Here is a 26994-nt window from a genome sequence, read left to right as displayed (position 1 = left end):
GATCCCGTTAATTGATCTTGACGATCCCGCCCTTAATCTCATGAATACCAGTGGCACTCGTATTGATCCTTGCTCCTGAAGTGGTTACGCTTGCGGGATCGAATTTCGTCACGCTGTTCCCCACGCCGATTTTAACCTCCTGCCCTCCTGAGGTTTCGATCTTCGGAGCAGAGGTTTTGATCTCAGAATCCCCAACGATGGAAATCTTCTTCCCGGAAAGGGCAATGGTCCCGTCTGATTTCAACAAAAGGGTGCTCGCCCCAACCGTGAGGAGGATTTCGGTATGGGCGGTAAGGTGAAAGAAGGATCGTCTGGAAGAGATGGTGATATCTCCTCCCACCGTGGTGGTCTGGTTCGCATCATATTCTTCGGTAAGATTTCCTTGGACATGATACCTGGCGGTATTGGCCTTCACGTCGTGTTCGAAGGTCCCCTTTTGGATAGTGATTTTTGTATTCCCTTGGATCGTCTCGGTATGGGTGCCTCCGACCGAGATGGTCCGGTTATTTTCTACCACCTCATTCATGTCCTTCTCGGCGTGGATGAAGATCTCTTCCTCCCCTTTTTTGTCCTCAAAGCGAATTTCGTTAAACCCCGGGTCGTTGGGATAACTCTTGGTCTTGATCGTGCTCTTCGTCTTCTCGTCGGGGAGCTTGTAGAGGGGTTTGGCCTCTTCGTTGTAGAAACTTCCGACGACGATGGGCCGGTCCGGATCGCCCTCGAGAAAATCGACCAGCACCTCGTCCCCCACCCTCGGAAGGAAGACCGTCCCCCATCCCTTGCCTGCCCAGAACTGGGCCACCCTCAGCCAGCAGGTCGTCTTTTCGTCCCGTTTCCCCTCCCGGTCCCAGTGGAATTGCACTTTCACCCGACCGTATTCATCGGTATAAATCTCTTCTCCTTTGGGACCCGTCACCCACGCCGTCTGCATTCCTTCGACGAGGGCCTTCGGGGTCTTTCGTTCGGGCCTGAAGGTGACCGAGGCAGGGATTCCGATGAAGGTGTTCCAATAGGTCGTCCCTGGACCCTCCACGGCCTGCTCCTCCAAGGACTGGGGCTGGGTGCCCCGGTGGACGACCTCCACCAGGAGGTACTCCTGATTGAAGCTCTCCCATTCATGGTCCTTAAGTTTGAATTTGAATCCCGGAAGGAAGCGAACGCAGGAGCTCTGCCCCTCGACCCTCACCCCCGTGGCCATCGATTCCTCAAGACGGATCTTGGTAAGCCGCTTGCCCCGCTCCTGATCCAGGTACCTCCCTGGATAGTCGTAGATCTCCAATTTGTCATACTCTTTGTGCTTCTCTTCCGATTTCAGGTCGAGAGAGGGCTTCTCGAAATTGAAGTCCCTTTGGGTCATTTTGCCCGAATGGATCCTCTTGGAATAGTCGAACCCGAAGACATAATCCTCCTCAGGAACCATCCCTTTGGAGGCGGGATTATACGTAATCTGGGAGGTCCCCTGAATGTCCTGATAGGCCACCGAGCTATCCCTGAAGTGGAGGACATGTTTATCTTTGGAATGCTCAAAGTAGTAAAAGATCCCCTCTTCTTCCAAAAGGCGGGAGATGAAGTTGAGATCGGTCTCCCGATACTGGACGCAGTACTCCCTTTTTGGAGGTTTATTCTGGAGCCGGAAGTTGAATCGATCCGAGGGGATCCCCCCTTCCTGGAGGACCTGCTTGACGATCTCCTCCACATCCTTGTCCTGGAAGATGCGGCAGTCCCGTTCCAGAGACAGAAGCCAGAGCTTCGGCACGACCCGGGCCTGATAGAGGTAGAAACGGCCCTTGCTTCCCCTGAAGCTGAACCGGTTGATGATCCCGTGGCAGTATCGATCCTTCTCCTCCCCGAGCAGGGTGAGGAGGGCTTCCTTGCCCACCACCTCCTCAAACTTGATTTCATCCTCCGAGGCCAGAGAGAGATCGAGCTCGAAGGGGGAGGAGAGGCTTTCCGTGAGGGTGAACTCGAGGACCCGGGTCTCGTAAGACGTTCCGAGCACCTCGAAGAGAAACTTCGCTTCATGGGCCGCCTGCTTAGGTGCCATCGCTAACCTCCAAAACGGATCTGAAAGGAGCCGTCTCCGGCCATCCCGAGATGGACTTCCGAGGGCATGGCCCCCTCGCTCAGACGCGCCAAAATCTCTCTCGACATCTGGGGAAGGATCGTGCCGTTCATCATGTGGTCGATGTTCCTGGCGCCGGTCTCCACCTCGGTGCAGCGCTGGGCGATCTGGTCCACCACCTCCGGAGCATAGACCAGCTTGATCTTGTGGGTCTCGGCCATCCGCCTGGCCAGTTTGTCGAGTTTGAGGACGACGATCTCGCGGATGAATTTGGAATCCAGCGTATAAAAAGGCACGACCGTCATCCTGGCCAAGAGGGCGGGCTTGAAGTGATGGCTCAGAATGGGCCTTATCGTATTGACCACGGTTTCAAGGGGAGGCCTCGACTCTCCGGCGCAGAGCTGGGTGATCACGTCGGAGGCCAGGTTGCTCGTGAGGAAGATGACGGTGTTCTTGAAGTCGATGACCCGGCCCTCTCCATCGGAAAGCATCCCCTTATCGAAGACCTGATAGAAGAGGTTCATCACGTCGATATGGGCCTTTTCGCACTCGTCGATCAGGACCACCGAGTAAGGACGCTGCCGGACGGCCTCGGTCAGGACCCCCCCCTCACCGTAGCCTACATAGCCCGGCGGAGATCCGATGAGCCGGCTCACGGTGTGGGATTCCTGAAATTCGCTCATGTTGATCGTGACGAGGTATTGGTCGCCTCCGAAGAGGAGGTCGGCGATGGCCAGGCCCGTCTCGGTCTTTCCCACGCCACTCGGGCCGACCAGGAGGAAGACCCCCAGAGGCTGCTGGGGGTCTTTCAGGCCGGCCTTGGCCGATTTGATCACCTGGGTGATGACGCCGATGGCCTCGTCCTGGCCCTTGATCCTCTGTTTGAGATTTTCCTCCAGCTGGAGGATATTCTTCGCTTCGTCCCTCAGGACCTTTCCGAGGGGGATGCCGGTCCAATCCGAGACGACCTTGGCCACGACGTCGGGATCGACTTCGGTCTTGAGCAGGGCCCCCTCTTTCTGCACATCGGAAAGCTCGAGGGAGACCTCGTCGATGTGCTTTCTCAGCTCAGACTGCTTCTCCTCTGGGGCGGCCTGGCTCTTCAGTTCGTAGAGTTGCTTCCTCAGATCGATGAGACGATGGGCCAGTTCCTTCTCCCGGAGCCAGCGCTCCTGAAGCCCGGCCACCTCATCCTTGAGGCCCTGGATCTTTGCCTCGAGCTCCGTCATCCGGGAGACATCGATTTCGAGGCCGTGGAGCTGGTCTCGTTCGAGGGCCCTCTTCTCCCGCTCGAGGGCCTGGATGGTCCGTTCCCGGTCTTCGATGAGGTCGGGTTTTGCCGTAAGCTGGACTTTGACCCGGGCTGCCGCGGTATCGAGGAGGTCCACCGCCTTATCCGGAAGCTGCCTCCCCGAGATATATCGACTTGAGAGTTCGGCCGCTGCCACAATGGCATCGTCTCTCACCACCACGCCGTGAGCCTCCTCATATTTGTTCTTCAATCCCCTCAAGATGAGAATGGCCGTCTCGACCGAAGGCTCCTCTAATTTCACGAGCTGGAACCTCCGGGCCAGGGCCGCGTCTTTTTCGAAATACTTCTTATATTCGGACCAGGTCGTGGCCGCGATCGTCCGGAGCTCCCCCCGGGCCAGGGCGGGTTTCAAAAGGTTGGCCGCGTCGCTTCCTCCGGCAGGACCTCCTGCGCCGATCAGCGTATGGGCCTCGTCGATGAAGAGAATGATGGGTTTCGGAGAGGCCTTGATCTCATTGATGACGGATTTGAGCCGGTTTTCGAACTCCCCTTTCACCCCTGCCCCTGCCTGAAGAAGGCCCATATCGAGGCCGAGGATGGTCACCCCTTTTAAGATGTCCGGAACATCCCCTTCGACGATCCTCAGGGCCAATCCCTCCACCACGGCGGTCTTCCCCACGCCGGCCTCGCCCACGGCAATGGGGTTGTTCTTCCTCCTCCGGGCCAAGATGTCGATCATCTGGTGGATCTCTCGATCCCGGCCGAAGACCGGATCGATCTCTCCGGCCGCGGCCTTCTTTGTAAAGTCAGTGCAGAAACGGGCCAGGGCCGTGCCTTCCCCAGCCGGCGCCATAGGCTCCCGAGCGGCCTTTTCAGCAGGGGTGGGCTGTTCGATCGAACCCTTGACGATGTTTCCGAATTGGGAGAGGAGGGCCTCCCTGCCGATGGGTCGAAGCAGCTCCACATACCGGCCGGTTGCGAACTGGGTCGGTTTGGCCAGAAAGGCCAAAAGAAGCGCACCCGATCGGATACGATTCTCGTCGAGATCGACCGAGGCGATAAGCCAGGCATCCTGGACCCATTCGAGAAGAAGCGGTGAGAAGACCGGTTTGGCGGCGTTTCCGGTGCGAAATTCTTCGATGGTCTGATCCAGGGCCTTTTTCACCCTTCCCGCGTCGAGGTCGAACTGCCGGAGGATGAGGGGGAGATCGGATCGGGGCTCTTCGAGGAGTTTGGTGAGGAGGTGCTCCACGGTCACTTCGTAATGGGTCCTGGAGACACAGAGGCCTGCCGCTCCCTCGAGGGCCCGGGTGCAGAAGGGATTCAATCGATTCAAGAGGGTTTTGATGTCGACGGTAATCATGGGATCTCTCCTTTATTCGTATTGGGGTCGAAAGATCGCTCTTCCTTCGCCGAGCGTCTCGTGAGAGAAGAGCCAGGTGTCGAGACCGAGAAGAGACCACCGACTACCTCCGAGAGAGGTGGTCCTCGCCTCCCCTGCCGCAAGGATCAGTTCGATATCGAATTCAAAGGCGTCGAGGAGGTAGAACCTCGTCAGAAAGATGAGCCTTCGGTGATCTGGGGTGCCCGGCAAGAGCCTGTGATAGGGTTCGCTGGATAGGGGGCCGATGCTCAGCCGAAATTTTCCCATCCGGTCCTCAATCTCCTCTCCCAGGTAGCTCTCCTGGCCGAGACGGCACCCGCTTATCCCGAGAGAACACCTTTGATCGAGAGGGAGCTTAACGACCCTCTTGACACAGGGGATGACCTCGACGGGGATTCTTCCGAATGCGTCGTGAAGCAAGGTCCGGAGGCCTGAGGCCGATTTCGGAAACTGGGTGAAGAGCCCGGTATAGCGGAGCAGGGAATAGACGTCCGGGACGTCCTTCCTCAACGCCTCCTCCCCGAGACCGATCAGACAGAAGAGCTTTTCGAGGATAGTTTGGTCTTCCTCCTCGATGACCTGCAGGAAGAGCCGATACTTGAGCCAGCATCGGTGGAGGAGGTGGTAAATTCGGTTATTCAAGATGTCTAAAAAATCCCTTGTCACGGACAGATCCTCAGAAGCCTCTTCGAGGAGATCCTCCGTGTAAAACGTGGGCAGCGGGGAGCTTGCGCCGTAGAGGCCGAGGAGCGTCACCGTGACGAGGTAGAGGGGTCTTTCTGAATCCACCTCTTCGATCCTGGCCACATCGGCAGGGGGAAAGGAGAGGGAAAGTTCAGGTCGAAGGCGCAGGTGTTGTTCCTCCTGCGAGGCTCCTGTTTTGCCTGACCGGAGAAGGAGCCTCAGGAGCCTCATCACCTGGAAGAAGGAGAATTCGTGGGCCTTCTCGAAGAGGTCCGATTTCAGAGCAGCGGGTGATCTCCGATCCGGGCTGGCCATTGATAGGTGACTCCTCTGACGACCTCCTGGACCTTCAACCGGATAAAGTGATTTAAGGAGGCATAATTGGCCAGAAAATGGTCCAGGATGCATCCAAAAAGAAACATATCCCCTTGACTGGCAAAATTCTCCTGCCGGAGCTTGAGGTCGATCTCCTGCCCTCGCATCACTATGCCCGAAACGAGCCGGTCCGAAATCCTCGTCTGGAGGTCCTCGATGCCTTCGACCCGTTTCTGATTGGCGAGGGTCTGGGCTCGATTTCGACTCCCCGGGAAGATATACTGCCAGAGCAGGGCCCTGAGGTTCTCCGCCCGGTTCAAGGAGAGATAGTTGAGGTAAAGGTGGGCCAGGAGCCGCCACCTCAGATTCTCTCCTCCGGACTCTCCTCCCTTTCTCGTTTCGAGGGGGGGCAGGAGGTTCGTCGTGGGAGGGAGAATATTTTTAAACTCCACCGGTTCAGGGGTACCGCTGGTTGGAAGCGAGATATCCCCAAGCCGAAGAGTTTCAGGAAGCGCTCCGTTCGTACAGAGCAACTCGATCGAGAGGGTCTCGGTGGTGGGCAAACCTATGCCAGGAGGGTAGGCAACCGAAAGATAGAAATCGAACCTCTCCCCGAGCGGGGACTGGCAAATACTGATTCGATAAACCGGATGGGACTGGAGACCGGACTGGAAGACCTCAAAGGGCACATACTTCCTCTCCTGAGCGGTTCCGTGGACATAACCCACCACCTTCTCTACCGAATAGACCTGATAGTGTTCGGTACGGCCCCCGGCAGGCCGGACGAGATATTGCGTCCTCCGGTGGTCGATTTGGATCGGATCCGCCTCGTGGGGGAAGAGATTGATCGCAGGGGTCACGAAAAGAATAAAATGGTCCTTTTTGATTTTGGGAGGAGGAAAGGGGAGATCGAAAAGCTCAAAATGGATTTCGAACCTCGTGCCCTCCCCGCAGCCTTCCCATCGATCCCATCCCGTGAGGTCGAGAAAGAGGAATTTCTGGGGCAAGATGAAATATTCCTGGAGGATCCGATAACCCGGAAAGGCATGGGAGGGATAGGGAATCAGGGGTTCCCGGTCAGAAAAACCGACGGGCTTTAAATATTCGGGACCGAGCTGGCAGGGCTTTCCCTCCTCCACGGGTCTGAGATGGATCGCTCGGAGATGGCGTCTAAGGAGAAGGTAGAGGTCCGAGGCCTCCGGATAGTCCCCGCCGAGGAAGAACCTCAGGGTTTTAGGTTTCCAATCGGAGAGTTTCATCCCCTTGGTTTCGAGGAGAAGCTTGATCTGAGGGGGCTCGCCCGAGGGTTGGGCGAAGGAGGCTTCGAGCAATTCGAGGGGGTGGACCTCCACCTCATAGGCCGTCTTGAAGAGGCAGGAGGTGTCTTCCACGGGGATCGAGGCGATCTGGGTCTCGGGTGAAACGGTGATCGATTGCCTGAGCGTGGGCTTCGGACGGAAGGCGATCAAGGTGGTGGAAGGGATCGGCCGAAGATAATGAGGCCAAATGAGCTGCATCAGCTCGTTGACGATCTCGGGAAATTCATCGTCCAGTTTCTGTCTGAGGAGGGCGGTGAGGAAGGCCACCCCTTCGAGGAGGCGCTCCACGTCGGGATCCGGCGTCGTGCCGGCCAGCATGGGCGCAAGGGCAGGGTGGGCCTTCGAAAACTCTTTGCCTAACTCCCTCAGGTGAGAGAGCTCTTCCTGGAAGTAGCGATTGAACATCTCTTTTCTGGAAAGGAGAATTTGGGCCGATCAACCCACAATCTTGATTTTCCCTTCGCTGTCGACGATCGTCTCGAGAAAGACCTGGGTCTTCGTTTCCGTCACCAGCCTTCCGGTGATCTGAAAACGGATCGTAAGGGGATCGAAGGAAGGATCTCCCTCTGGCTCGATGAAATTCACCCTCACCCCCTGAAGTCGAGGCTCAAACTTCTGGATGGTCGATCGGATGGCCTTTTCGATCTCCCGCTTCGGCTCTGCATCCGATTTGGAAAGGGTCAAAAAGAGATCGGTGAAGTCTGGAGTCCCGTAATCCTCGGCAAGGGGCACATTTCCCTGTTTGGTGTTGAGGATCCGATGGAGGTGCCTTACGACCGAATCGAGCATCCTCCGGGGATCCTCCTTGGCCCTCCTCGAAGGGTCCTTTTCCCAGAGGCGAAGCCGTTCCAAGAGTCTCTCTTCCCTCATCGGAGGTCCCTCGGACATCCGGAGAGCCTTTTTGGGGAGGGGTCAGGACCCCGGATGAAACCGCTTACCCCGAGCTTGTCGAGGTAAGCGGTGTTGGATCTTCTTAAACCCATTTCATTTCTTCTCCGGCGCTTTCCAATCGTCCTGGCCTTCGACCCCATCGATCTCCCATCTCCAGTTGATCTTCGAATAGGTGAAGGAGACATCCTCCATGTGGGTGAACTTCTCCTGGGTGGGATCGAGGGCGTTGGGGATCCAGGGTTTGATCGAGACGATGATGGCATCTTCGAGTTTGATCGTAAAGTAGTGCTCCTCCTGTCCTTGGGGATTGATCCGATAAAATTTCATGGTCACATCGGTCATTCTCTCTCCCCTGGTGAGGCCCTCGTAGAGGAGCGGGGAGGCCTTATCGAAGACCTTGGTCACGGTGATCGGGTTGTGGACCCGTTTTCCGGTCGGAAGGCCCGTTTGAGGATCCCGTGGGATATAGACCTCGTGTTTCAGGGCCTGACATAGGATGGTATCCTCGCGGCCCTGGATTTCGCAGCACCCTTTGGAGATCTCTCCCTGGGTCGTCCCTTTGATCGACATGTGAAACGGCATCGGCATAAATCTCTCCTCCTTTCTGATGGATTAAGGTCTCACCTATTTTTTGTCCAGTTTGCCTACGAGGGAGAGGGTGAAGAAGGAGCCCATGTATTTAAAATGGGGCCTCACCTCCAGCCTCACCCGATACCAGCCGGGATCGCCCTCCACATCTTCCACCATGACCCTGGCCTGGCGAAGAGGCCGTCGGCTCCGGACCGCGGGAGAAGGATTTTCCTGGTCGGCCACATACTGGCGGATCCAGTCGTTGAGCTCCCTCTCGAGATCGGCCCGCTCCTTCCAGGAGCCGATGTTCTCCCTCTGGATCACCTTCAGGTAATGGGCCAGTCGGTTGATGATGAACATGTAGGGGAGCTGAAGCCCCAGCTTGTAATTGGTCTCGGCCTCCCTTCCCTCTTTCGTCTTGGGAAAGACCTTCGGTTTCTGGACGGAGTTTGCCGAGAAGAAGGCGGCATTGTCGCTTCCCTTCCGCATCGTTAGGGCGATGAATCCCTCTTCGGCCAGTTCAAACTCCCTCCGTTCGGAGACCAAGACCTCCGTGGGGATCTTCGTCTGGATCTCGCCCATGGCCTCGAATTGATGAAGGGGCAGATCCTCCACGGCACCGCCTGAGGTGGGACCGATGATATTGGCGCACCAGCGGTATTTGGCAAAACTGTCGGTCAGCCGAGAGGCAAAGGCAAAGGCGGTGTTGCCCCAAAGATAGTGTTCGTGGCTTCCGGAAACGTCCTCCCGGTAATTGAAACTTTTTACGGGATTGTTGTCCGGATCGTAGGGGAGGCGGAGCAGGAAACGAGGGAGGGTGAGGCCGACATAACGGGCGTCCTCGCTCTCCCTGAAGGATTGCCATTTGATATACTGGGGCCCTTCGAGGATCGCCTTGAGATCCTTCAGATGGGGGAGGGTGGTGAAGCTGGTGACGCCGAAGAACGTGGGACTGACGGCCGCGATGAAGGGGGCATGGGCCATGGCAGCCACGCTGGCCACGTACTGGAGGAGCCGGATGTCCTGGGGACCCGGGCCAAACTCATAATTTCCGATCATGGCCCCGTAGGGCTTCCCGCCGAACTGCCCGTACTCCGCCGTATAGACCAGCTTGTAAAGCCCCGATTTGACAATCTCGGGCGAATCGCTGAAATCTTCGAGGAGCTCCTCTTTGCTCACGTTGAGGATCTCCAACTTGATATTCTCCCGGAAGTCGGTCCGATCGACCAGAAATTTCACCGACCGCCAGGCCGATTCCAGTTTCTGGAAATCGGGATGGTGGAGGATGACATCGACCTGCTGGCTCAATTTCTTGTCGATCTCCGCGATCATGTCGTCGACCACCGCTTTGGAGACCTTGACCTCCTCCCTCCCGGGTTCGAGGAGGCCGGCGATCAGGGCCTCCAGGCCCCTTCGCATCACCGCATAATTGTCGTCGGTCGGTTTAAGATTCGTGGCCTCGATGATCTCTTCTAATAGAGAGGGTTGCTCCGCGACCTCGGTCTCAGCGGCCACCGCCGCTTTCTCTTTCTCTTCCGCCATATCGTTCCCTCCTTATTCTCCGATCCCCATCTCCTTGAGGAGCTGCTTTCGGGTGGATTCGTCCTGGATCAGTTCCTGCACCTTTTTGCGAAATTCGGGGATGTTGGCCAGGGGTCCGCGCAAGGCCCTCAAGGCCTCCCTCAGCTCCAGCAGCCTTTTCAATTCGGGGACCTGTTGGACGATCGACTCGGGCTCGAAATCCTTGAGCGACTTCATCTGTAATTTCACCGTCATCTCCTCGTCGGGTTTTCCGGAGAGGCGATTGGGGACGGCAAGGTTCAGGCTGAGTCCCTGCGATTTCAACACCTCGTTGAAATTGTCCTTGTCGATGTTGATGGGATCCCTCTTTTCAAGGGGGCGGTCGTCCGGTCTTCCGGTGAAGTCTCCCATGATCAAGATCTTAAGGGGAAGCTCCACGTCCTCCTTCACATCGCCTGTGGCCGGACGGTAAACGATGTTGATTCTCTCCTTCGGGGCAACGGATGCTTCTTTCGGCATACTCTCCTCCTTTCGCCCCTCCATCCCACCCTTTTACTGAAAGGACGAGGGGAACTGTGGCAGATGGCTGCTTCAGGCTTTCCCCAAACGGATGGCCTCGGCCAGGTTGAGTTTTGCAATCCGCTGGAGCACCTCGGAAGCCCTCTCCTTCGAGGTCGCATCGGATTGCGAGGAAAGGCCCACCCAGACCACCTTCAGACTTCGGGTCGCTAACTCAGGATCATATTCCTCCAGCTTGTAAAAGTCAACCTCTCTCAAGATCTGATCCAGGTGGGGAAGGGCAAACCTCGCCTGTTTATTTTTCAAAAGGGTTTGGACCAGGGCGAGGCGCCAGAGCAGTCTCTCTCGTTGGGAGGGGCTTCGATAAAACTTTTCCTGAAGCCTCTCGATCCCCTCAAGCAACCTCCCTTTCTGGATGATGGCCTGGGCCTCCTCCATCTCCTTCTCGATAAGATTGCCCTCCGAGGGGCTCGGGCTTGATGAGGTCGGGGACAAGGCCTCCGCGATGCCCCCCCGTTTCAATGCGATCTCTTTGATCCATTGTCCTGTGGCCGGGTCTGCAAACGGTGTCCCATCGGAAAAGGTGAGCGTTTCGAGGCCCGGAAGGCGGTGAAGGAGGTAGGCGGTCTCCCCCACCACCGCCTCCTTCGCCTTTGCGTATTTTTCGCCCAGATGGGCCAATCCTTCGGAGACATAGCGGTTCAGATCGAGCCAGAAGATGAACTGCGGAAGCCTTGCCTCTGCCGCCCGGACGAGGTTTTCGTGTTCTCCTTTGCCGGCCAGATCGGACAAGAGGGTCTTTATCTGGGCGGGAGGCGGAGGAATTCGGGTCTGGCCACTGGTGGCAGGGGGTAAGGCCTCGACGTTCGACCAGAGGAGGATCCGGGACCATCGGTAAGGCAGAGGGTTGGAGAGATCTTCCTGTTGGAGGAAGTTCATGGCCTCGCGAATCTTCTGAAAGGCCTGCTGGAGCAGCCTTTGCGCATCTTGGGCCGAGGCCAGAACGGTCGGTGTCTCGGGTTCCGGACGAGGGGGTTGGGGGGGTCTCTCCTCCTTGGGAGGGGAGGGTTCCTGCGGCTTTTCTTGGGGCTTCTCGGGCGGGGGGGCAAAGGCATCGAGTTGGTCGAAGAGGGGCCTCAGAGAGGGAGGCTCTTCGAGATGTTCATTGAAGAAGGTCTCGATCTTGCCCATCCTCTCGTAGAGGAGATCGAATTGCTCCCTTGAGGTGGATTGGCCTTCGAGCTGCTTTAAAGCGGCCTCGGTCTTCTCCACCCACCATTCGACCGCGTTCATCCGGCCTTTCGCCTTTGTCGGATAGAGGCGATCCCAGAAGGTTTCGAGGAGATCCTGGTAGATCTTCAGGCCGAGGGCGAGCCCCTCGAGTTTTCTCTGGTAAATGAGGGCCACGGCCAGATAGCTTGCCGCTAAGAGGTCTTTCGACTTTCCGGCGAGGATCTCCGTGGAGAGGGTGGCCACCTTTCCCCAATCGATGCTTCCAGGCCCTGAGAGGGATGAGAGTTTGCCCACTTCTGCCTGAAGCTCTTCGAAGAGGGGATCAAACCGGAAGTCCACGCCCGCCGGTTGATCCGGAGCGATCGGTTCCTTACCGAGGGATTCAAGTTCCATAGACCGACTCGTTCGCCTGAAGGGACCAGAGCTGGATGAAATCGGAGGTTTGAAGCGGATGCCTGAAAAGGGCCAGACAGGTCCGATCCGCTGTCCCTCCCAAAAAGACCGCATGGGGAGCCGCCTTCGTCCGGTTCCGCATCCGGTCGAGACAATGGATGGTTTCATTCAGGAGGTCCACATTGGGATTCATCTTCAGATTACAAAAACCTTCCGAACCACCCAACAGGGAAAAGGCTTCCTCCTCCAGTGTCTTCGAATCCTTCCGATTCCTTTCGAAGTCCCGCCAATCTGACAGAGGGGGACGGAGCTGCCGGACCTCTTGGTCCAACTTTTTAAGATCGTTTATCACGAAGGCCGCCAGATAATCGATCTGATCCCAGGTCCTTTCACAGGCAAAGGGCATGAGATGCCAGTGCTCCTCCCAGCCCTCTAGCATCCCCGTTCCTACTATTAAGAGAGGAAAAGGCCTTCCTATCCGGTCTGAACTATCCCGTACGACCCCGCAGGCGACATGGCCTTTCTGGGCGCCCCTTGCCCAGAACCTCCAGGCATGGAGCCTTTGGGGGGAGGGATTTTTGCTGAGAACACCCTGATACCCTTTCTCCACCCATTCGGAGAATCCTTTGAGCAGGGGAGCTTGATGGCCCAGCCAGAAGAAGTCTGCCGCGACCGGATGCTTTCCGAACGCGGACCACTGCCAGGAGGAGACCGCCTTCATTCTTCCCACGCCCTCACAATAGAGGCGGGCGCCTGTGACAAAATGGGCTTGATCTGCCCCACCAGCGCCTGAAAGTCGCCACCGAATTGATAGCTCACCTTGATCTGCTTTATGCCCAGCCCTTCGAGCCCGGCCTTCTCGTTGGGAAAATCCGAAGGGGTGAAGACCCTCTGCCCCTCCCTGAACTCCTGGAGAAAATCGGGGAAGGCCTGGTTGCCTGTAAATCTCTTGGTCAAGACAAAGGGACCCACTTCGATCTGAAAGAGGACGTCTCCGCAGGTCTCCATCGACCACTGGAAGGTCCTGCTGACCGGAAAATTGTAATTGACGAGCGTCTGGGTCTGGCCCGCGCAGTTGAGTTCGATCTTCGTGCTGTGAGGTTTGGTCTTGGCCTCCGGATTGGCCGCCGTCGGAAGCCCCCGGATAACGACCGAATAACTCTGTTTGGTGAGGGTTGGGGCAGGGGCTCCTTTGGTCACAAAATTGAGGAAGGAGGGTTCGAAGGGGATCGCCCCACCGAGAAATTCCTTGGGGACATATCCCTTGGGCGTCTTGGAGACAAACGGAGCGGCGGTTCCTTTCATGAATTTCCAGACGTGGCCCTCGGGCCCGAGGAGAAGTTGGGTGGCCTGGGCAGGGGGTAATCCCTGAACCTCGGCCAGCACTTTCTCCTCCCACTGGGCCTGCAAATAAGCCGCCGTCTCTCTCCGGATGAAGGACCAGAGAAAATCGAGGGGACCGCCGACCAGCCTCCAGAAGACCTCCTCGGTCGGCCTTCCCTTGGCCATCAAGCCTTTCAGACGATTGAGGGCATTGGCGCATCCGACCAGGGGGGATTTGCTCGAGGCAGGATCTTCGGAGAAGACCTGGGAAGCCAACTGATAAGCCTGGGACCTGGAGGCGGTGGCTTGGGCGATGGTGTTCAACCCTTGGGTGTAGTCGAGAAAGGCTTTTGCCGCTTGAGACTGAGCTTCCAACTGACCCACTTCCTTGCCCAGCCTCTTTTCCAGCTGGGTGAACCACTTTCTGGCCTCCTCTGCAGCCTTGTCGATCAGACCTCCTTCTTTCTGGGTCCTGCTGAGGGCCTTAATCACCTGGAAGTGATAGACCTGTTGTAGCCAGAGGGGAAGGCTTTCGCCCTGGAGGTGGGGTTCCAGTTCTGTGGCGATCCTGTTCAAAAGGGCGAAGTAAGGCCCTTGGTCGGTTCCCATCTTGGAGGCCACAGGTTGCCACTCCTTCATTCCTTTTAACCTTTCAGCCCCCCGGGGGAAGACGGTCAGGAAATGCTGCCAGTGCTCGAAACAGACCGTTGGGTACCATCTCTCAAAGTCTGCCTTCTGGTTCGAGAGCAGGGCGGGTTCGGGCAGAGCGGATTCCAGCTCTTTGATGAAGGCGTCGATGGCCTCCTTTCCTTTCCGGGTAAACGAGGGGGCGACCGATCTCTCCTCCGCGACCGAAAGGCTTCCTCCCCAAAAGTCTCGGAGCCCGATGGAGGGGATCGTCCCCTGACGATCCGCCCAGAGGACAAGCCAACGGAGATTCGTCCTCTTGGTGGCGAGGAGGTCTTTGAGCCAGGCCTGAAGCACGGCGATCTCTTTGTTGATCTCACCGATATCCGTTCTCCAGATGAGGTAGTAGAGGTAGAGCTGGCCGAATCTGGTCTTCATTTCCGACGTCGCCTTGAGATCGGCCGAAGGGGACGTCGGTTCATAAGAGGGCTGGGGTTTTCCCATTAAGACCGAAAAGGGCTGACCCTCGAGTCTTGCCTTGAGGAGGTTGATTCGTCTGACCAGATGGGTCACATAATGGGCGACGGTTTCATCCGGGGTCGTGAGCGTCAGGCCGGCCAACGCCTGGGCCATCTGTTTGTCGAAGGAGGTCAAAAACCCCATCTGGAACTGTCTGCAATACTTCTCCTTGAGCCCCAGCTCCACCTTCTTGCTCTCGGTCAGACCGAATCTCGGGACCCACCACCCCCTGTTCTGCTCCTCCACCTTTAGAATCGACTGGCAGAAACGGTCCATGGTGGCGAGGTCCGAAAGGACCTCCCCTTTCAACACAAGGGGTTTGGCAAATTCGTTTCGGGCATCGTTGATGACCTTCAGGTTCTTGACGAAGGAGAAACTGAGCAGTCCGCATAAGGCGATCACCAAGAGGACCCAGGCGGTCAGCCCCAAATTCCTCGTGAGCATCCGCCACTGGAGCGCCCGTTTGGTCGGAGCGAACAGGCCCCGGTCTTTCGGGAAGACCTTGGCGAAGAGATCGTGAAGAAAGAGGCCCTTGTTCGTTCCCGGAAGGACCTCCTTCTCGCCGATCAGGCCCAGGGCGCTTAGGAAGTGGGAATAGGGGCTTCCTTCCTGGCGGCCGCTGCTAAAGAAGAGACCTCTCAGGATGGGCGTCTCCTGGTAAGGGTTCTCTTTGAAGGCGCCGGTCATAAAGGCGTGAAGGCCCTTCTTTAAATTTTCGAACTCCTCCGGAAAGAGGAGAAGACTGGGGTCCACCCCTCTGGGCCCGGGCTGGTGGAGCATGAGGAGCCTGAGGTTTCTCAAGCGCTCACCGATGGACTGAAAGGCCTTCTCCAGCACCGTGACCACATCGGTTTGGAGATCCTGGTTGATGTATCCCATGGGCTGGTCGAGGCTCTTCTCCGGGAGCTGCTCGCAGAACTGGGTCATCCCCTGGACCAGATCGCATTTAGTCACCAGGACATAGACGGGAAATTTGGCCCCGAGGACCCTCATCAATTCGTCGATCCTGCGCCGAATCTGCTTCCCATCCTCTTCGAGGGCCTCGGCTCGACCTTCGAGAAGTCGATCGGCCGCCACGGCAATGATCAGGCCGTGTAGGGGCTCCTTTCTCCGGTATCGGACGAGCAGCGACAGGAATTTCTGCCACTCCTCCTTGTCTCGTCCTTCATCGATGGGGATGGCGTACCTCCCTGCGGTGTCGAGGATGATGGCCTGTTCGAAGAACCACCAATCGACGTTCTTGGTTCCCGATAGCCCAGAGGTTCGACTCACCTCGGCGAAGGGAGAAGAGAGGCGGGCACTGGTGATGGCCGTCGTCTTTCCCGACCCGCTTTCTCCCAGCACCATATACCAGGGAAGGACGTACAGGGGATTCCCATACTTCCTCAGATGGGATCGCCTCAGGGCCTCCACCGCCTCCTTCCATCGGAGTTGCAGCTCCTTGAGGTCGTCTTTCTCCTTGCCCGATAGGGCCTTGAGGTTCGATTCGTCCTGCTCGATCACCTGCTGGACGAACCTCTCCTCTCTCCGTTTGAGCCAGATCTTTCTCAGAAGGAGGAAGAGGACGCCCAGAGCGAGGAGGAAGAGGACCAAGAAGAACCCCATCCACCAGGGCCAGTTGAGGAGAAGGACCAGAGCAAAGGCCAGCAGGATGACGAAGAGGAAGGCCATTCCGATCAGGGCGTACTTCAGATATTTCAAGAGTAGGGTTTTCATCTACGGCACCGCCTTAAGAAGATTTTCTCCCACCCCGCCCAAGGCGAACTGGTAGATCAGAAAGAGAAGGCCGAAGAGAATCACCGGTCCGACCAGGCAGGCGAGGGTAAAGGCCGAGAATCGAAACTTCCCTTTCTGGGGGCCGATCTCCACGGCTTCGACCGGGTGGGCTTCCGGAAAGAGTTCGGCCCTCTCCAGGGAAGGCAGGCCCACCGAACTACCCAGAAGGAGTTTCAGATTGGAGGTCTTGACCTGTTCTAAGAGATGCTCATCGCCCGGATGGTGAAATCGACCCTTGAACCCGAGGGCGAGACAGAGGTAGTAAACCTCCCGGACGTCCCTCTGGTGAAGGCCGAGGTGGTTGAGCCGTTCAAAGGCCTCCTCGCCGGCCTCGAGGGTATGGTAATAGAGGCGCTGGAGGGGCTCTCTCTGCCATTGTGATTTTTGGTTCCAATCGGAGTTGAGGATCGCCTCATCGATCCAGGCACAGACCATGAAGCGTGCCAGATCGTAATCCTCCTGGGAAAAAAGACCCCGCTTCACCACCGATTCGCTCTGGCTGAGAAGCCTCAGGACGTCGGCCTTGACTTGTTCATAAGGGGGCTGTTTGGCCCCCGCTGTCTTGACGAAATAGACCACATAGGCCACCAGTTCCATGAAGGCATCAGTGAGGTGCATAGATCTCTCCTTATCGTCCCACCACCATCAACTCCACCTCCAGGTCTTCCGGGGCATTATCCCAGTAGAGGGCGAGGTTATGGGTCTTCTGAACCAACGACCATTGGTCGCTGTGGTGATTGACGGCAAAATAGACCGAATGGGCCCTGCGGGGCAGCTCTTGGGGCGGAACGGGAAGGTGCTCCAGCCCGATGCCAGGAAGGGCACGGGCGATCAAAATAGGCAAATGCTCCCGGGCGCTCAGCTTGGCCATCGTCTCGACCGACTTCACCACCGACTTCATGTCCTCTTCGGTCTTTAGGACGAGGTAGAAGCGGTTTCGGCCTTCGAAGATCGTCGGCTTGAGGGAAGCGGCATAATAGGTCCCGTCATAAACGAGGGGGATCACGTATTCTGGCCCGGCGGTGATCTCATCGAGAAGCTGGACGATCAGAGCCTGGGCCGTTGAGAAGCACTCCCATAAATTCTGATGGTCGTATCCTAAGAGGGCCCGGGTTCCATCCTCCTGCTCTCCCATGACATTGATCCGCTCGGAAAAGGACGAAAGCTCTCCGATCAACTGCCTCAGCAGACCATAGATCGCCCATGGATGGGTCAGCTGGGCCTCGGTCGCGTGGTAAAGAGGGGGCACATACCGGTTCAGGGACCGCAAGGCCAGGAGGTAGACCATATCCCTTGAACCAAACTCGGCCGTGTGGACCCCCCGTTGGCTTTTATACTCCTCGAGCTGGTGGGCCCTTGAAGCCAGCTGGTCCCGAATCTCTTTGATGAGACGCAGAAGAGGTTCGGAGCCGGAGAGGGTCAAACAGGGGGGGATGAACCGCGGTGAGAGCCGGACCTCCTCGCCCATCCTTTCGAGCTGGGCGACAGGGATGAGCACATAATCTCCCAATTGCTCCCTTTCGGTCTCCCAGAAGACCTTGAGGAGGTAGTAAAGCCTCTTGACCTGCCCCACGGGGCCTCCGGAGTGAAGATCTCTCACCTCCTCCGGGTTGGGGGTCGTGACGAATCGGGTCGTAACCTTCGAGAGGTTTTCCAAGGTGTCGACGACGGTCACGTTCTCCCCTGCCGGGTTCATCTTCTTCAGTCCGATGAAGACGGTGAAGGGCTTTCCTCCGTCGGTCCAGGCCTCGTGGAAAGACCTGGCCTCGACGATCCCATTCCCAGGAAAGACGACAAAGGTGCCGTCTGGGAAGAGGAAGGAGCCTTTGAGGAGATTGAACGTTCTCAACCCCAGTCCGGCCTTATGGATCTCCACCTCGCCCACCCCCCAGAAATGGGGTTCCATGAATTGGTGAAAGGGGATGAGGAGCGATTGGAAGGAAAGGTCTAACAGCTGGAAATGCTGGGGCTGGAGGAAGAGCCCTTGATGCCAGAAGAGGGGTCTTTGAATCTCCATGCGTGTTGTCTCCTTCTCCCCCGTCTCGAAGGATTCCCTTTGAAGAAGGGGAACGGAATGTCTCCTTAGCCTTGATTCAGAGCAGGGTCACTTTTTCTCTGGAGCGGGTTTCGTATCCTGAAGTTGTTGGGATCCCAGGTAGAGATCGATCGAGAGGGGGCCGGGCTTCTGATAGATATTGCCCTTCTTCTTCTCCTCCACGATCGGAATCGAGTAGAGCTTGACCACATTCTCCTTCTGGAGTTTGAAGTATCCGGCCACGAGGGCCACATACTTTGCCCCCGCCGCGCGGTCCAGGGTCTCCTTATACTCCCGATTCGGATGGATGATAAACCGTTTCGCAAAGGTCACGCTGGGATGAAACTTGGTGCATTCGCAGAGCTTTTCGAGGCCACCTCTTTCGTCCACAAGCTGGTTGAGTTCATTGGGGTCGGATAAGAGATAGACACAGAGGACGAGGGTATGGGCCCTCCCTTGGAAGAGATTGAGCTGGGCATCGCTTTTCAGGTTGAGGCGGATCGCATTGGGTTCATACTCCCAGCTCGGCGGGATGACGACGGTAGCGCAGGAGGAAAGGACCAAACAGGCGACGAGAGAGAAGATCCACAGGGTCCTCAGATTCATCGTTCTACCTCCGTTTAGCATCATAGAGCTTCTGGCACGATTTCTCAAACTCTCTCAAGAGCTCTTCTCTGAAACGGCCCGACTCGAACCATTTCTTTAAGGTGAGAAATTTTTCCTTGTACCGTTCAAAGAATTCGGCCTTCCGTAGGGGGCCGATCTTGAACCGATCCACGGGCTCCGACTCAAAGCGTTGCGGGCTGAGCTCCTCCAGCAGTTCTCCGAGTTTGGTCTGGGCGGCCTCCTGGAAGGCCTTGTGAGAGATCAAAAAGGCCTCTTGGATCCTGGAGAGATATTGTTGAAGGGGTTCGGGGGGGACCTCGGCGGTCAGCTGCTTTCCGATGATGTGCCGGATGGTCTCGAGCTCTGGCCTCTTACCAAGCAGGGTTGTGTCGATGGTCCGGATGATCTCGTTCAAGGTGTCGAAGAGGGTATTGAGGACATGGGCCAGTTCTTCGAGTAAGTCTGGAGAAGTGAGCCCGGCCTTCGGGATCCTCTGCCCGAAGAGGAGCGAAAACAGGCGGGAGATTTCTTCGGGAAGAGGGTGGCCCTCTTGGGACGGAGGAGGAGAGGGCGTCTCGAACTGTCGGACCAGGGCCTCGAGCAAGGCCAATCGGTCTTCGGTGGATTGGCTTTTTAGGGCGTTACGAAGATAGGCCTCTATCGCCTCCTCTGCCCCTTCTGGAAGGGATCGATAGATCGTTTGGACTTCTTCCGTCAACCGTTCGAGCGAGAGGGCCCTATCCAATTCCTTTTCCCTTAGGCGTTTTGGGCTTAAGGATCACGGTCTCTTCGAGACACTCTTCCGTCTCGGGATGCTTCCCCTTTTGGGGTTCGGTTGGCTCCGCGATGCGCCCCTCTGCCTCCGCAACGGCAGGAGGGGTTATGGGGCCTCTCTGAGACGGCAGGATGACGGTGGCCGTAAGAACCTCCCCCTCGATCGGGGTTTCCGACTCAGAGGCAACGGCTGGCCGTCCACCCCTGCCTGGAGAAAGGACGACGGTTTCCGTAAATTCCTCTTCCTGTTGTTTTAACTCGGCTCGCCAATGCTCGAGAATTCCTTTAAGGATTCGATAAAGGGCGAGCCGCTCTTCTTCCTGAAGGCGTTGCTCACGGTTCATCTTGATCTTGAGATGAGGGAATCTCCGGGGGGAACGGTAGAAAGGGACCCAACCTTTTCACCCACGGATCTATTGTTATTTATTCACTCATTTATTACCTCACTATACTGAATGGGCCTTCTAAAGTCAAGATAACCCCAACGGCGATTTCTCTTGATGGATCGAAAAAATTAAGATATGATAGACCTTAGCGTTTACAAATCTCAGCAGGTCGTCAGGAGGAGAGTTTGATGAACGAGCAAGAACGATTGAATGCCTTGGAGGTGGCGCTCAAAAATGAGATGGTGGAACGGGAGTTCTATCTCAAGAATGCCGAGAGGACCTCAAATCCCCTTGGGAAGGCGATGTTCAAACAGATCGGCGACGAAGAGCTTGAACATTACGAGAGACTTAAACAGCTGCATGAGCGATGGTCCAAGCAGGAGAGATGGCCCGAGACCGTCCCTTTGCAGGTGAAAGAGACCAACATCAAAGAGGTCCTCAATGGGCTGGCGAAAAAGGCAGAAGGTTCAAAAAAGGGGGATGCCGATGACCTCGAAGCGGTCAGGAAGGCCCTGGACTTCGAAGCCAAGGGAGCCAAATTCTATGCGGACTTGAGGGACTCGGTGAGCGATCCGAAAGAGAAGGCCTTTTTCGATCTTCTTTCAAAAATCGAGCACGAGCACTACCTCTCATTGAAAGATACCGAAGAGTATTTCACGGATCCGGCGTCGTGGTATCGGAAAATGGAACACCATACCCTTGACGGAGGTTAATCCACCCGTTCCTCAAAAAGAGAAGTTCTCCTTTCGAAGCTTATCGTGGGACCCCCCTTGAGAGAATCCAGCTCACGACGCTGATCAGGATCGATCCCATCAGGGCTGCCCAAAAGCCTTCCACGTGAAATCCCTTCACCAGCGCCGAGACCAGCCAGAGCATCAGTCCGTTGATGACCAAGAGGAAGAGGCCGAAGGTCAATAGGGTGATGGGGAGGGTCAAAAAGACAAGCACCGGTCTAAGCACGGCATTGACGATCCCGAGGATGAAAGCTGCCACCAGTGCGGCCCAGAAATGATCGACCCATATCCAGTCGGGGAAAAGGTAAGAGACGATCAGAATGGAAATCATCTGGATGACTAATTTTAGAACGAAATACATCAACGCTTCCTCCCCTCCCTACCATACCTCTTCCTGACCCCTTCGTCAAATTCTTCGATTCAAAAAAGGAGGTCATTGACAGCGGCTCAAAAATTTGTTAACTTCTTTCTCGGATTAAGTTAACAATTAATGAGGAGGGGATAATGGCGATCGAAAAACTGAGGCTCGTTGTTCTTTCTTCACTCATGGCAGGGCTAATGGCGGTCGGAGCCTATCTCCACGTTCCCATCGGTCCAGTTCCCATCGTCCTTACCAACCTCTTCGTCCTTCTCTCAGGTCTCCTCTTGGGTAGTCGTTGGGGCGCAACGAGCGTCGGGGCCTACCTTCTCTGTGGAGCCGTCGGCCTGCCGGTCTTTGCGGGAGGAAAAGGAGGATTGGCCCACCTCTTCGGACCAACCGGAGGTTACCTTTTCGGATTCGTTCTTTCCGCCTATGTGGCCGGTTGGATCTCCGAAAGGTTCGTAAGAAGGCTCCTCGGAGACATCCTGGCGGTGCTCATCGGCTCCCTTCTCATCTACGCCTTCGGCCTCCCCTGGCTCAAGATGGTCACGGGTATGACCTGGGAAAAAGCCCTGATTGCGGGGATGATTCCTTTTCTCTTTGGAGATGGATTGAAGGCATCGGCGGCGATCGTCTTGGCCAAGGCCGTCAGGCCCATTTTAAACCTCCGGGCCATGCAAGTAGGGGTTGGAGACCGAAAATCCTAAAGCCCCGGCACGGGGATCCCGTTTTTTTTTATGATTCAGGTAAAAAACCTCCACTATCGCTACGGCGATGGCACTTATGCCCTGAGAGGCATCAACCTTTCCATCGAGACCGGGGAGTTTCTTCTCATCTGCGGTCCCAATGGCAGCGGAAAGACCACCCTGCTCCGCCTGTTGAGTGGATTGATCGAGCCCTCGGAGGGATCCATTCTTATCAACGGGTTCGATACGAAGAAGGATCCCCTCAAGGCAAGACAGTCGGTGGGGCTTCTCTTTCAAGACCCCGAGAGCCAGATCGTCGGAGAGACCGTGCAGGAGGATGTGGCCTTTGGCCCTGAAAATCTTGGGCTTTCTCGAGAAGAGATCGACCGAAGGGTCTTTTGGGCCCTCAAGAAGATGGGGCTTGAACCCCTCGCCGGAAAACCCTGTTACCTCCTCTCCGGAGGGGAGAAACGGCGGCTCGCCCTCGCCGGGGTGATGGCGATGCAACCGGACATCCTTCTCTTCGACGAACCCTTTGCCAATCTCGACTATCCCGGCGTTCAAGAGGCCTTGCGAGGGATGATCCAGCTACACCAGGAGGGGCATACCCTTGTCGTGACAACCCACGAGGTCGAAAAGGTGATCGCCCATGTGGATCGGGTCGTGGTCCTCCAGGGAGGAAGGATCCAGGCGATAGGGCCGCCCGAAAATCTGGCCCACGACCTCTCCCTCTTCGGGGTTCGGCCTCCCTGCTACATCCTTTTAGGGTGCGAAAGACTGTCGTGGCTCGAATAGCCCTCCACTATTTCCCCAAAGATTCTTTTCTGCACCGTTGGGACGCCCGTTGTAAATTCTTGGGATTCCTGATGATCACAGGGACCTTGGTTTACCCGAAGACCACCTGGCTCCTCTTCGATTCCATCCTCCTGGCCGCACTCCTGATGGCTCTAAGATTTCCTCTGAGGTATCTCCTCCGGGAGATGCGGTTTTGGGGGATCTTACTCCTCATCCTCTTTCTTTTCCAATCCCTCGGGACCACGGGAACCAGGGTTCCGTTTCTGCCTTTCCTCCCCTTCAGCAAAGAGGGCCTCATGCTCGGAGGGATGACCTGTTGGCGGATGGGGCTGATTCTCCTTTATGCCATTCTCTTCACTGCGGTGACCCGCCCCCGGGAGCTCCGAGATGGCCTGACCTGGTTCCTCAAACCGGTTCCCTTTTTGTCGGGACGCCGCATCGGACTGATGGCTTCCCTCACGCTCCGCTTTTTTTCCCGCATCCTGGATCATGCCGACGAAGTCCATTTGGCGAATAAAGCCCGCAGAGGAGATCGAGCGAAGAATCCCATCAAGAGAATAAAATTCATCGTGCTTCCTCTTCTTCGCCGCTCCTTTTATGAGGCGGAAGAGCTCACCTGGGCCCTGGCTGCCCGCGGTTACAGGGAGGACTTGCCCCTCACTCTCTCTAAACTCCCCTTGCGCCATCTCCTCCCATTGGCCATCCTATTGGTCCTCCTCCTCTCGATCGAAGGGTTGCTCTCTTAAAAAGGGAGGCGATGGGAGAAGATAAAAAAATAGCCGCTTGGGCTTGCGGCTATCTTCACCCCCCTTTGAGTCAAAAAATAGGGGCTAAGGCTTCATCTCATCTCCCCTTGTTTAGGCCGGCGCCAATCTCGGGACGAGGAAGGAGAAGAAGCCTTCTTTCTCGCTTTCCCGTGCGATCTTCTCAAAGGCGCACTCCACTGCAGATCGAATCTCCTCCAGATCCACGGGTTTCATCGCTTGATAAAAGATCCCAGCGCCGCGGAGTCGCCTGACCGAACTCAAGGACTCTTCGGAAGAGATCATGATGACCTGAACCCTCGGGTTGATCTTCTTGACAAGAGGGACCACTTCGCAGGCCTTCAACCCATCCATCTCATCGTCCAGAAGAATCACTTCATATCCACCATTTCGGACCTTCTTGATCATATCGCTCAGGACCCGAACCGTTTCGACCCGGTATCCCTTTCCATGAAAGTAGGTCGTCAGGGATCGGACCCATAAATCGTCCTGATAGGCGATGAGTAATCTTTTAGAGCGCATAACAACCCTCCGTTCCACCCTCCTCGTTTAGGCTGCTCCAACCGGCGCCTCAGCCTTTCGATGAGGACTGATGGTTGAGGTGATTAAAGAGCTGAGAAGGATACCTGCAGGGATGAGCTGAGCCAAGACCACGATGATCCCAAAGGTCAGAAAGAACCAGACTCCCAGAAGTCCGATCCCCCTGACCCCTCCCGCATAGGCCACTCCGAGAGAACCCATCGCAATCGATAAAACGAGGGTAAGGCTCAAAATGGTAAGGATTTTCTTCATACTCTTCATTGGGAAACCCCTTTTCTTTTTCACATCCCCGTTACTTTTTCACGGGAACGGGCTTGACCCCAGGCACCACCACTTCCTCTTCGACCTTCTTCTCTTTCTTCAAGGCCATGCCGGTGACGGTTCCGATAAAGCTGAAGAAGAGAATGGCCGCAGGGATCAGCTGGAGAAGGATGATGATGGCCCCGATGATTACAAAGACCCAAAGGGCAGGCCCCGCTTCTTTAAGGCTAAGAGACCTCGCAAAAGCAGGAGAGGCGGCAAGGCTCATCAACCCAACCATCATCCCAACCTTCAATCCATTTTTTATCCTTTCCATCGTTAATACCTCCTTCCTTTGATCTTCAACCTCATAATCAGCATTAACCGTGCCAATTTGGGCACATTTTATAACTTATTGAAATTAATAATTTTTTTATATGAGACCGCCATTTCTGACCTTTCCCATCCGGCATGGATGAATTTTTTTAATATACACAATGAGCTTTTAAACCCTGGCCGATTTTATTATAACTTTTTGAATTTTAAATATTTTTTTGAATTTAAAAGGGTTTTTTCACGAAACCGATGAACGAATAATTTTTTTATACATTTGGTTCCCCTGTTGACCTCAAAAAACGGGTTGCCTCAACCGATTATTTGTTTCAAGAAATTGAAAATAATCTCTTTCGCGGGAGATCAGGCAAGGTGGCAGGAGACCCAGTGTCCCTCTTCTACCTCCCTGAGAGCAGGGACTACCCTTTTGCAGAGTTCGATGGCGATGGGGCAGCGAGGATGGAAGTTGCACCCGGGAGGTAGGGAGATAGGGCTTGGTATCTCTCCCTTGAGGAGGATCCTTTCCCGCTGGGATTCAACGACGGGGTCCGGAATCGGCACGGCAGAGAGGAGGGCTTGGGTGTAAGGGTGTTTTGCACACTGGTATAGGGCGTCCCGGTTTGCGATCTCGACGATCTTTCCGAGATACATCACCGCCACCCGATGGCTAATATGGCGGACGACGGAAAGATCGTGAGCGATAAAGAGATAGGTCAAGTTGAACTCCGCCTGAAGGTCCTCAAGGAGGTTGATGATCTGGGCCTGAATCGAAACGTCAAGGGCCGAGATCGGTTCGTCACAGACGATAAAATGGGGCCGGATGGCGAGGGCCCGTGCGATGCCGAGCCTCTGGCGCTGGCCACCGCTGAACTGATGGGGGTAGCGGTCTGCCATGGTGGGATCAAGCCCTACTGTCTCCAGCAGTTGGCCGATCTTCTCCTTCAGGGCCTTTCCCCGGATCCGGGTGTGGACCCGGAGGGGCTCGGCCACGATCTCCCCAGCGGGCATCCTCGGGTCGAGGGAGTCAAAAGGGTCCTGAAAGATGATCTGCATCCTCTGCCGAATGGGCCGGAGGTCTTGGGGGGGCAGGGCACAGAGGTTGACGCCTTCGAAGTAGACTTCGCCAGAAGTGGGACGGATCAACTGAAGCAGACATCTGCCGAGGGTCGTCTTTCCGCAGCCGCTCTCGCCCACCAGACCCAGGGTCTCCCCTTTCCGGATGAAGAAACTGACCTCGTCGACCGCTTTAATATCGGCAATCTTTCGCTGTCGAAGGATCCCCTTCGTGATCGGGAAATGCATCGAGAGGTTCTTCACTTCGATCAGAAAAGTTTCAGACATCTCTACCCGCCTTCCTCATCCCTGATCGAGATCGACCCAGCAGGCGGCGAAATGGCCATCCCCTACCGGCCTCAGCTCGGGCCTTTCCCGAAGACATCTCTCAACTCGAAAGGAACACCGCGGCCCAAAGGAACATCCCGGCGGCAGGGAGATGAGATTGGGGGGCTGTCCCATGATGGGGACAAGACGTTTCTTTCTCGGCTGATCGAGCCTCGGCACCGAGGCAAGCAGGCCGAGGGTGTAAGGATGTCGGGGATGAGCATAGACGTCTCTCGCTCGCCCCTGTTCCACGATCCTTCCCGCGTACATCACCGCCATTCGATTCACATAGCGGGCCACTACCCCGAGGTTGTGGGTGATCAGGATGACCGCTGTCCCAAGGCGGGAGGTGAGCTCTTTGATCACCTCCAGAAGTTGGGCCTGGATCGTCACGTCGACCGCGGTCGTCGGCTCGTCGGCGATGAGGAGCTTAGGATTGCAGCTCAAGGCGATGGCGATCATGACCCTCTGGCGCATCCCCCCGCTCAGCTGGTGGGGGTAGTCGTCGATCCGTCTTTCAGGATCGGGAATCCCGACCATTCTCAGGAGCCGGAGGCTCTCCTCCCTGGCCTCCCTCTTCTTCATCTTTCGGTGAAGTTCAAGGGCCTCTCCGATCTGAAGCCCGATGGTGAGAACGGGATTGAGGGAGGTCATCGGCTCCTGAAAGACCATGGCGATCTGATTGCCCCGGATCTGGCGGATCTCGTCCTCCCGAATTTTGAGGAGGTCTCTGCCTTCGAAGAGAATCTCTCCGCCGATGATTCTCCCCGGAGGATAGGCGATGAGGCGGAGGATGGAGAGGGCGCTGACGCTCTTTCCGCAGCCGCTTTCACCCACCAGCCCCAGGGTCTCCCCTTCCTCCAGCTCATAGGAGACTCCGTCGACAGCCTTGACCACCCCGGCGTCCGTATAGAAATAGGTTTTTAAATCCTTGACCTGAAGCAGGCCCATCTCTCTCAATGATCACTTTCC

The 26994-nt window shown here is 56.3% G+C and carries 26 protein-coding genes; 4 read left to right on the top strand and 22 right to left on the bottom strand.

Going from position 1 to position 26994, the window contains the following annotated elements; all coding sequences use genetic code 11:
* Positions 1-7: 7 nt before the first annotated feature.
* The 16 genes from vgrG to N3G78_06835 form a co-directional block, all read right to left on the bottom strand.
* Complete coding sequence (gene vgrG / locus N3G78_06910; GenBank protein ID MCX8117640.1) at positions 8-2044, bottom strand: type VI secretion system tip protein VgrG; 2037 nt, start codon at positions 2042-2044, stop codon at positions 8-10.
* 2 nt (positions 2045-2046) lie between these two features.
* Positions 2047-4677: a type VI secretion system ATPase TssH gene (tssH, locus tag N3G78_06905; GenBank protein MCX8117639.1), complete on the bottom strand. Its 2631-nt coding sequence runs from the start codon at positions 4675-4677 to the stop codon at positions 2047-2049.
* 12 nt (positions 4678-4689) lie between these two features.
* Complete coding sequence (gene tssG, locus N3G78_06900) at positions 4690-5697, bottom strand: type VI secretion system baseplate subunit TssG (GenBank protein MCX8117638.1); 1008 nt, start codon at positions 5695-5697, stop codon at positions 4690-4692.
* Positions 5661-7421, bottom strand: a complete 1761-nt coding sequence (tssF, locus tag N3G78_06895; protein MCX8117637.1) for a type VI secretion system baseplate subunit TssF — start codon at positions 7419-7421, stop codon at positions 5661-5663. The genes tssG and tssF overlap by 37 nt, the downstream gene beginning before the upstream one ends.
* A 30-nt stretch (positions 7422-7451) precedes the next feature.
* A complete protein-coding gene (gene tssE / locus N3G78_06890; GenBank protein MCX8117636.1) occupies positions 7452-7886 on the bottom strand; it encodes a type VI secretion system baseplate subunit TssE in 435 nt (144 codons plus the stop codon).
* Between the two features lie 114 nt (positions 7887-8000).
* Positions 8001-8495, bottom strand: a complete 495-nt coding sequence (locus N3G78_06885; GenBank protein ID MCX8117635.1) for an Hcp family type VI secretion system effector — start codon at positions 8493-8495, stop codon at positions 8001-8003.
* 36 nt (positions 8496-8531) lie between these two features.
* Entirely contained in the window at positions 8532-10019 is a 1488-nt protein-coding gene (gene tssC, locus N3G78_06880) for a type VI secretion system contractile sheath large subunit (GenBank protein MCX8117634.1), read from the bottom strand.
* A 12-nt stretch (positions 10020-10031) separates the two neighbouring features.
* Positions 10032-10517, bottom strand: coding sequence for a type VI secretion system contractile sheath small subunit (tssB, locus tag N3G78_06875; protein MCX8117633.1), 486 nt, complete (start codon positions 10515-10517; stop codon positions 10032-10034).
* Positions 10518-10589: 72 nt separating this feature from the next.
* Positions 10590-12143 (bottom strand): type VI secretion system protein TssA, encoded by a 1554-nt coding sequence (gene tssA, locus N3G78_06870; GenBank protein MCX8117632.1) that lies wholly within the window; start codon positions 12141-12143, stop codon positions 10590-10592.
* A complete protein-coding gene (gene tagF, locus N3G78_06865; GenBank protein MCX8117631.1) occupies positions 12133-12864 on the bottom strand; it encodes a type VI secretion system-associated protein TagF in 732 nt (243 codons plus the stop codon). Before tagF ends, tssA begins: the two co-directional genes overlap by 11 nt.
* Positions 12861-16328 carry a type VI secretion system protein ImpL gene (locus tag N3G78_06860; GenBank protein ID MCX8117630.1) on the bottom strand — a complete coding sequence of 1156 codons (3468 nt, stop codon included), beginning with the start codon at positions 16326-16328 and terminating at the stop codon, positions 12861-12863. The genes tagF and N3G78_06860 overlap by 4 nt, the downstream gene beginning before the upstream one ends.
* Positions 16329-17006, bottom strand: coding sequence for a DotU family type IV/VI secretion system protein (locus N3G78_06855; GenBank protein ID MCX8117629.1), 678 nt, complete (start codon positions 17004-17006; stop codon positions 16329-16331).
* Positions 17007-17016: 10 nt separating this feature from the next.
* Positions 17017-18405 carry a type VI secretion system baseplate subunit TssK gene (gene tssK / locus N3G78_06850; protein MCX8117628.1) on the bottom strand — a complete coding sequence of 463 codons (1389 nt, stop codon included), beginning with the start codon at positions 18403-18405 and terminating at the stop codon, positions 17017-17019.
* 87 nt (positions 18406-18492) lie between these two features.
* The gene (gene tssJ, locus N3G78_06845; protein ID MCX8117627.1) at positions 18493-19029 is read right to left on the bottom strand and encodes a type VI secretion system lipoprotein TssJ; all 537 of its coding nucleotides are present in this window, start codon (positions 19027-19029) and stop codon (positions 18493-18495) included.
* 4 nt (positions 19030-19033) lie between these two features.
* Positions 19034-19774, bottom strand: a complete 741-nt coding sequence (locus tag N3G78_06840; GenBank protein ID MCX8117626.1) for a hypothetical protein — start codon at positions 19772-19774, stop codon at positions 19034-19036.
* Positions 19767-20147: a hypothetical protein gene (locus N3G78_06835; protein ID MCX8117625.1), complete on the bottom strand. Its 381-nt coding sequence runs from the start codon at positions 20145-20147 to the stop codon at positions 19767-19769. Before N3G78_06835 ends, N3G78_06840 begins: the two co-directional genes overlap by 8 nt.
* A gap of 230 nt (positions 20148-20377) precedes the next feature.
* Here N3G78_06835 and N3G78_06830 point away from each other — a divergent pair, with 230 nt between their 5' ends.
* Positions 20378-20902, top strand: coding sequence for a ferritin family protein (locus tag N3G78_06830; GenBank protein ID MCX8117624.1), 525 nt, complete (start codon positions 20378-20380; stop codon positions 20900-20902).
* A gap of 40 nt (positions 20903-20942) precedes the next feature.
* On the opposite strand, the gene N3G78_06825 is transcribed toward N3G78_06830, so the two are convergent.
* Positions 20943-21284, bottom strand: a complete 342-nt coding sequence (locus N3G78_06825; protein ID MCX8117623.1) for a phage holin family protein — start codon at positions 21282-21284, stop codon at positions 20943-20945.
* A 143-nt stretch (positions 21285-21427) separates the two neighbouring features.
* On the opposite strand from N3G78_06825, the gene N3G78_06820 reads away from it, so the two are divergent.
* The 3 genes from N3G78_06820 to N3G78_06810 are packed head-to-tail and all read left to right on the top strand — an operon-like array spanning position 21428 to position 23511.
* A complete protein-coding gene (locus N3G78_06820; protein ID MCX8117622.1) occupies positions 21428-21991 on the top strand; it encodes a biotin transporter BioY in 564 nt (187 codons plus the stop codon).
* A gap of 30 nt (positions 21992-22021) precedes the next feature.
* Positions 22022-22765 carry an energy-coupling factor ABC transporter ATP-binding protein gene (locus N3G78_06815; protein MCX8117621.1) on the top strand — a complete coding sequence of 248 codons (744 nt, stop codon included), beginning with the start codon at positions 22022-22024 and terminating at the stop codon, positions 22763-22765.
* Positions 22753-23511, top strand: a complete 759-nt coding sequence (locus N3G78_06810; GenBank protein MCX8117620.1) for an energy-coupling factor transporter transmembrane protein EcfT — start codon at positions 22753-22755, stop codon at positions 23509-23511. Before N3G78_06815 ends, N3G78_06810 begins: the two co-directional genes overlap by 13 nt.
* Positions 23512-23622: 111 nt before the next feature.
* On the opposite strand, the gene N3G78_06805 is transcribed toward N3G78_06810, so the two are convergent.
* From N3G78_06805 to N3G78_06785, 5 genes are all read right to left on the bottom strand, one after another.
* Positions 23623-24051 carry a response regulator gene (locus N3G78_06805; GenBank protein MCX8117619.1) on the bottom strand — a complete coding sequence of 143 codons (429 nt, stop codon included), beginning with the start codon at positions 24049-24051 and terminating at the stop codon, positions 23623-23625.
* Positions 24052-24078: 27 nt separating this feature from the next.
* The gene (locus N3G78_06800) at positions 24079-24321 is read right to left on the bottom strand and encodes a hypothetical protein (GenBank protein ID MCX8117618.1); all 243 of its coding nucleotides are present in this window, start codon (positions 24319-24321) and stop codon (positions 24079-24081) included.
* A 40-nt stretch (positions 24322-24361) separates the two neighbouring features.
* Entirely contained in the window at positions 24362-24646 is a 285-nt protein-coding gene (locus tag N3G78_06795) for a hypothetical protein (GenBank protein ID MCX8117617.1), read from the bottom strand.
* Positions 24647-25005: 359 nt separating this feature from the next.
* The gene (locus N3G78_06790) at positions 25006-25983 is read right to left on the bottom strand and encodes an ABC transporter ATP-binding protein (protein ID MCX8117616.1); all 978 of its coding nucleotides are present in this window, start codon (positions 25981-25983) and stop codon (positions 25006-25008) included.
* A gap of 15 nt (positions 25984-25998) precedes the next feature.
* Positions 25999-26973, bottom strand: a complete 975-nt coding sequence (locus N3G78_06785; protein ID MCX8117615.1) for an ABC transporter ATP-binding protein — start codon at positions 26971-26973, stop codon at positions 25999-26001.
* Between the last annotated feature and the right edge of the window lie 21 nt (positions 26974-26994).

The organism is Thermodesulfobacteriota bacterium (assembly GCA_026415035.1).
Lineage (GTDB): Bacteria > Desulfobacterota > BSN033 > BSN033 > UBA1163 > RBG-16-49-23.
This window is presented reverse-complemented; position numbering and strand designations above follow the sequence as displayed.

Excerpts from the sequence above, each read along its gene's own strand:
- N3G78_06785 (MCX8117615.1), bottom strand. The coding sequence starts at position 26,973 with ATGGGCCTGCTTCAGGTCAAGGATTTAAAAACCTATTTCTATACGGAC.
- tagF (MCX8117631.1), bottom strand. The coding sequence starts at position 12,864 with ATGAAGGCGGTCTCCTCCTGGCAGTGGTCCGCGTTCGGAAAGCATCCG.
- N3G78_06830 (MCX8117624.1), top strand. The coding sequence starts at position 20,378 with ATGAACGAGCAAGAACGATTGAATGCCTTGGAGGTGGCGCTCAAAAAT.
- tssJ (MCX8117627.1), bottom strand. The coding sequence starts at position 19,029 with ATGAATCTGAGGACCCTGTGGATCTTCTCTCTCGTCGCCTGTTTGGTC.
- tssH (MCX8117639.1), bottom strand. The coding sequence starts at position 4,677 with ATGATTACCGTCGACATCAAAACCCTCTTGAATCGATTGAATCCCTTC.
- tssC (MCX8117634.1), bottom strand. The coding sequence starts at position 10,019 with ATGGCGGAAGAGAAAGAGAAAGCGGCGGTGGCCGCTGAGACCGAGGTC.
- tssK (MCX8117628.1), bottom strand. The coding sequence starts at position 18,405 with ATGGAGATTCAAAGACCCCTCTTCTGGCATCAAGGGCTCTTCCTCCAG.
- N3G78_06825 (MCX8117623.1), bottom strand. The coding sequence starts at position 21,284 with ATGTATTTCGTTCTAAAATTAGTCATCCAGATGATTTCCATTCTGATC.
- N3G78_06790 (MCX8117616.1), bottom strand. The coding sequence starts at position 25,983 with ATGTCTGAAACTTTTCTGATCGAAGTGAAGAACCTCTCGATGCATTTC.
- N3G78_06800 (MCX8117618.1), bottom strand. The coding sequence starts at position 24,321 with ATGAAGAAAATCCTTACCATTTTGAGCCTTACCCTCGTTTTATCGATT.
- tssF (MCX8117637.1), bottom strand. The coding sequence starts at position 7,421 with ATGTTCAATCGCTACTTCCAGGAAGAGCTCTCTCACCTGAGGGAGTTA.
- N3G78_06815 (MCX8117621.1), top strand. The coding sequence starts at position 22,022 with ATGATTCAGGTAAAAAACCTCCACTATCGCTACGGCGATGGCACTTAT.
- N3G78_06885 (MCX8117635.1), bottom strand. The coding sequence starts at position 8,495 with ATGCCGATGCCGTTTCACATGTCGATCAAAGGGACGACCCAGGGAGAG.
- tssG (MCX8117638.1), bottom strand. The coding sequence starts at position 5,697 with ATGGCCAGCCCGGATCGGAGATCACCCGCTGCTCTGAAATCGGACCTC.
- N3G78_06855 (MCX8117629.1), bottom strand. The coding sequence starts at position 17,006 with ATGCACCTCACTGATGCCTTCATGGAACTGGTGGCCTATGTGGTCTAT.
- tssE (MCX8117636.1), bottom strand. The coding sequence starts at position 7,886 with ATGAGGGAAGAGAGACTCTTGGAACGGCTTCGCCTCTGGGAAAAGGAC.
- tssA (MCX8117632.1), bottom strand. The coding sequence starts at position 12,143 with ATGGAACTTGAATCCCTCGGTAAGGAACCGATCGCTCCGGATCAACCG.
- N3G78_06795 (MCX8117617.1), bottom strand. The coding sequence starts at position 24,646 with ATGGAAAGGATAAAAAATGGATTGAAGGTTGGGATGATGGTTGGGTTG.
- tssB (MCX8117633.1), bottom strand. The coding sequence starts at position 10,517 with ATGCCGAAAGAAGCATCCGTTGCCCCGAAGGAGAGAATCAACATCGTT.
- N3G78_06860 (MCX8117630.1), bottom strand. The coding sequence starts at position 16,328 with ATGAAAACCCTACTCTTGAAATATCTGAAGTACGCCCTGATCGGAATG.
- N3G78_06820 (MCX8117622.1), top strand. The coding sequence starts at position 21,428 with ATGGCGATCGAAAAACTGAGGCTCGTTGTTCTTTCTTCACTCATGGCA.
- N3G78_06835 (MCX8117625.1), bottom strand. The coding sequence starts at position 20,147 with ATGAACCGTGAGCAACGCCTTCAGGAAGAAGAGCGGCTCGCCCTTTAT.
- vgrG (MCX8117640.1), bottom strand. The coding sequence starts at position 2,044 with ATGGCACCTAAGCAGGCGGCCCATGAAGCGAAGTTTCTCTTCGAGGTG.
- N3G78_06805 (MCX8117619.1), bottom strand. The coding sequence starts at position 24,051 with ATGCGCTCTAAAAGATTACTCATCGCCTATCAGGACGATTTATGGGTC.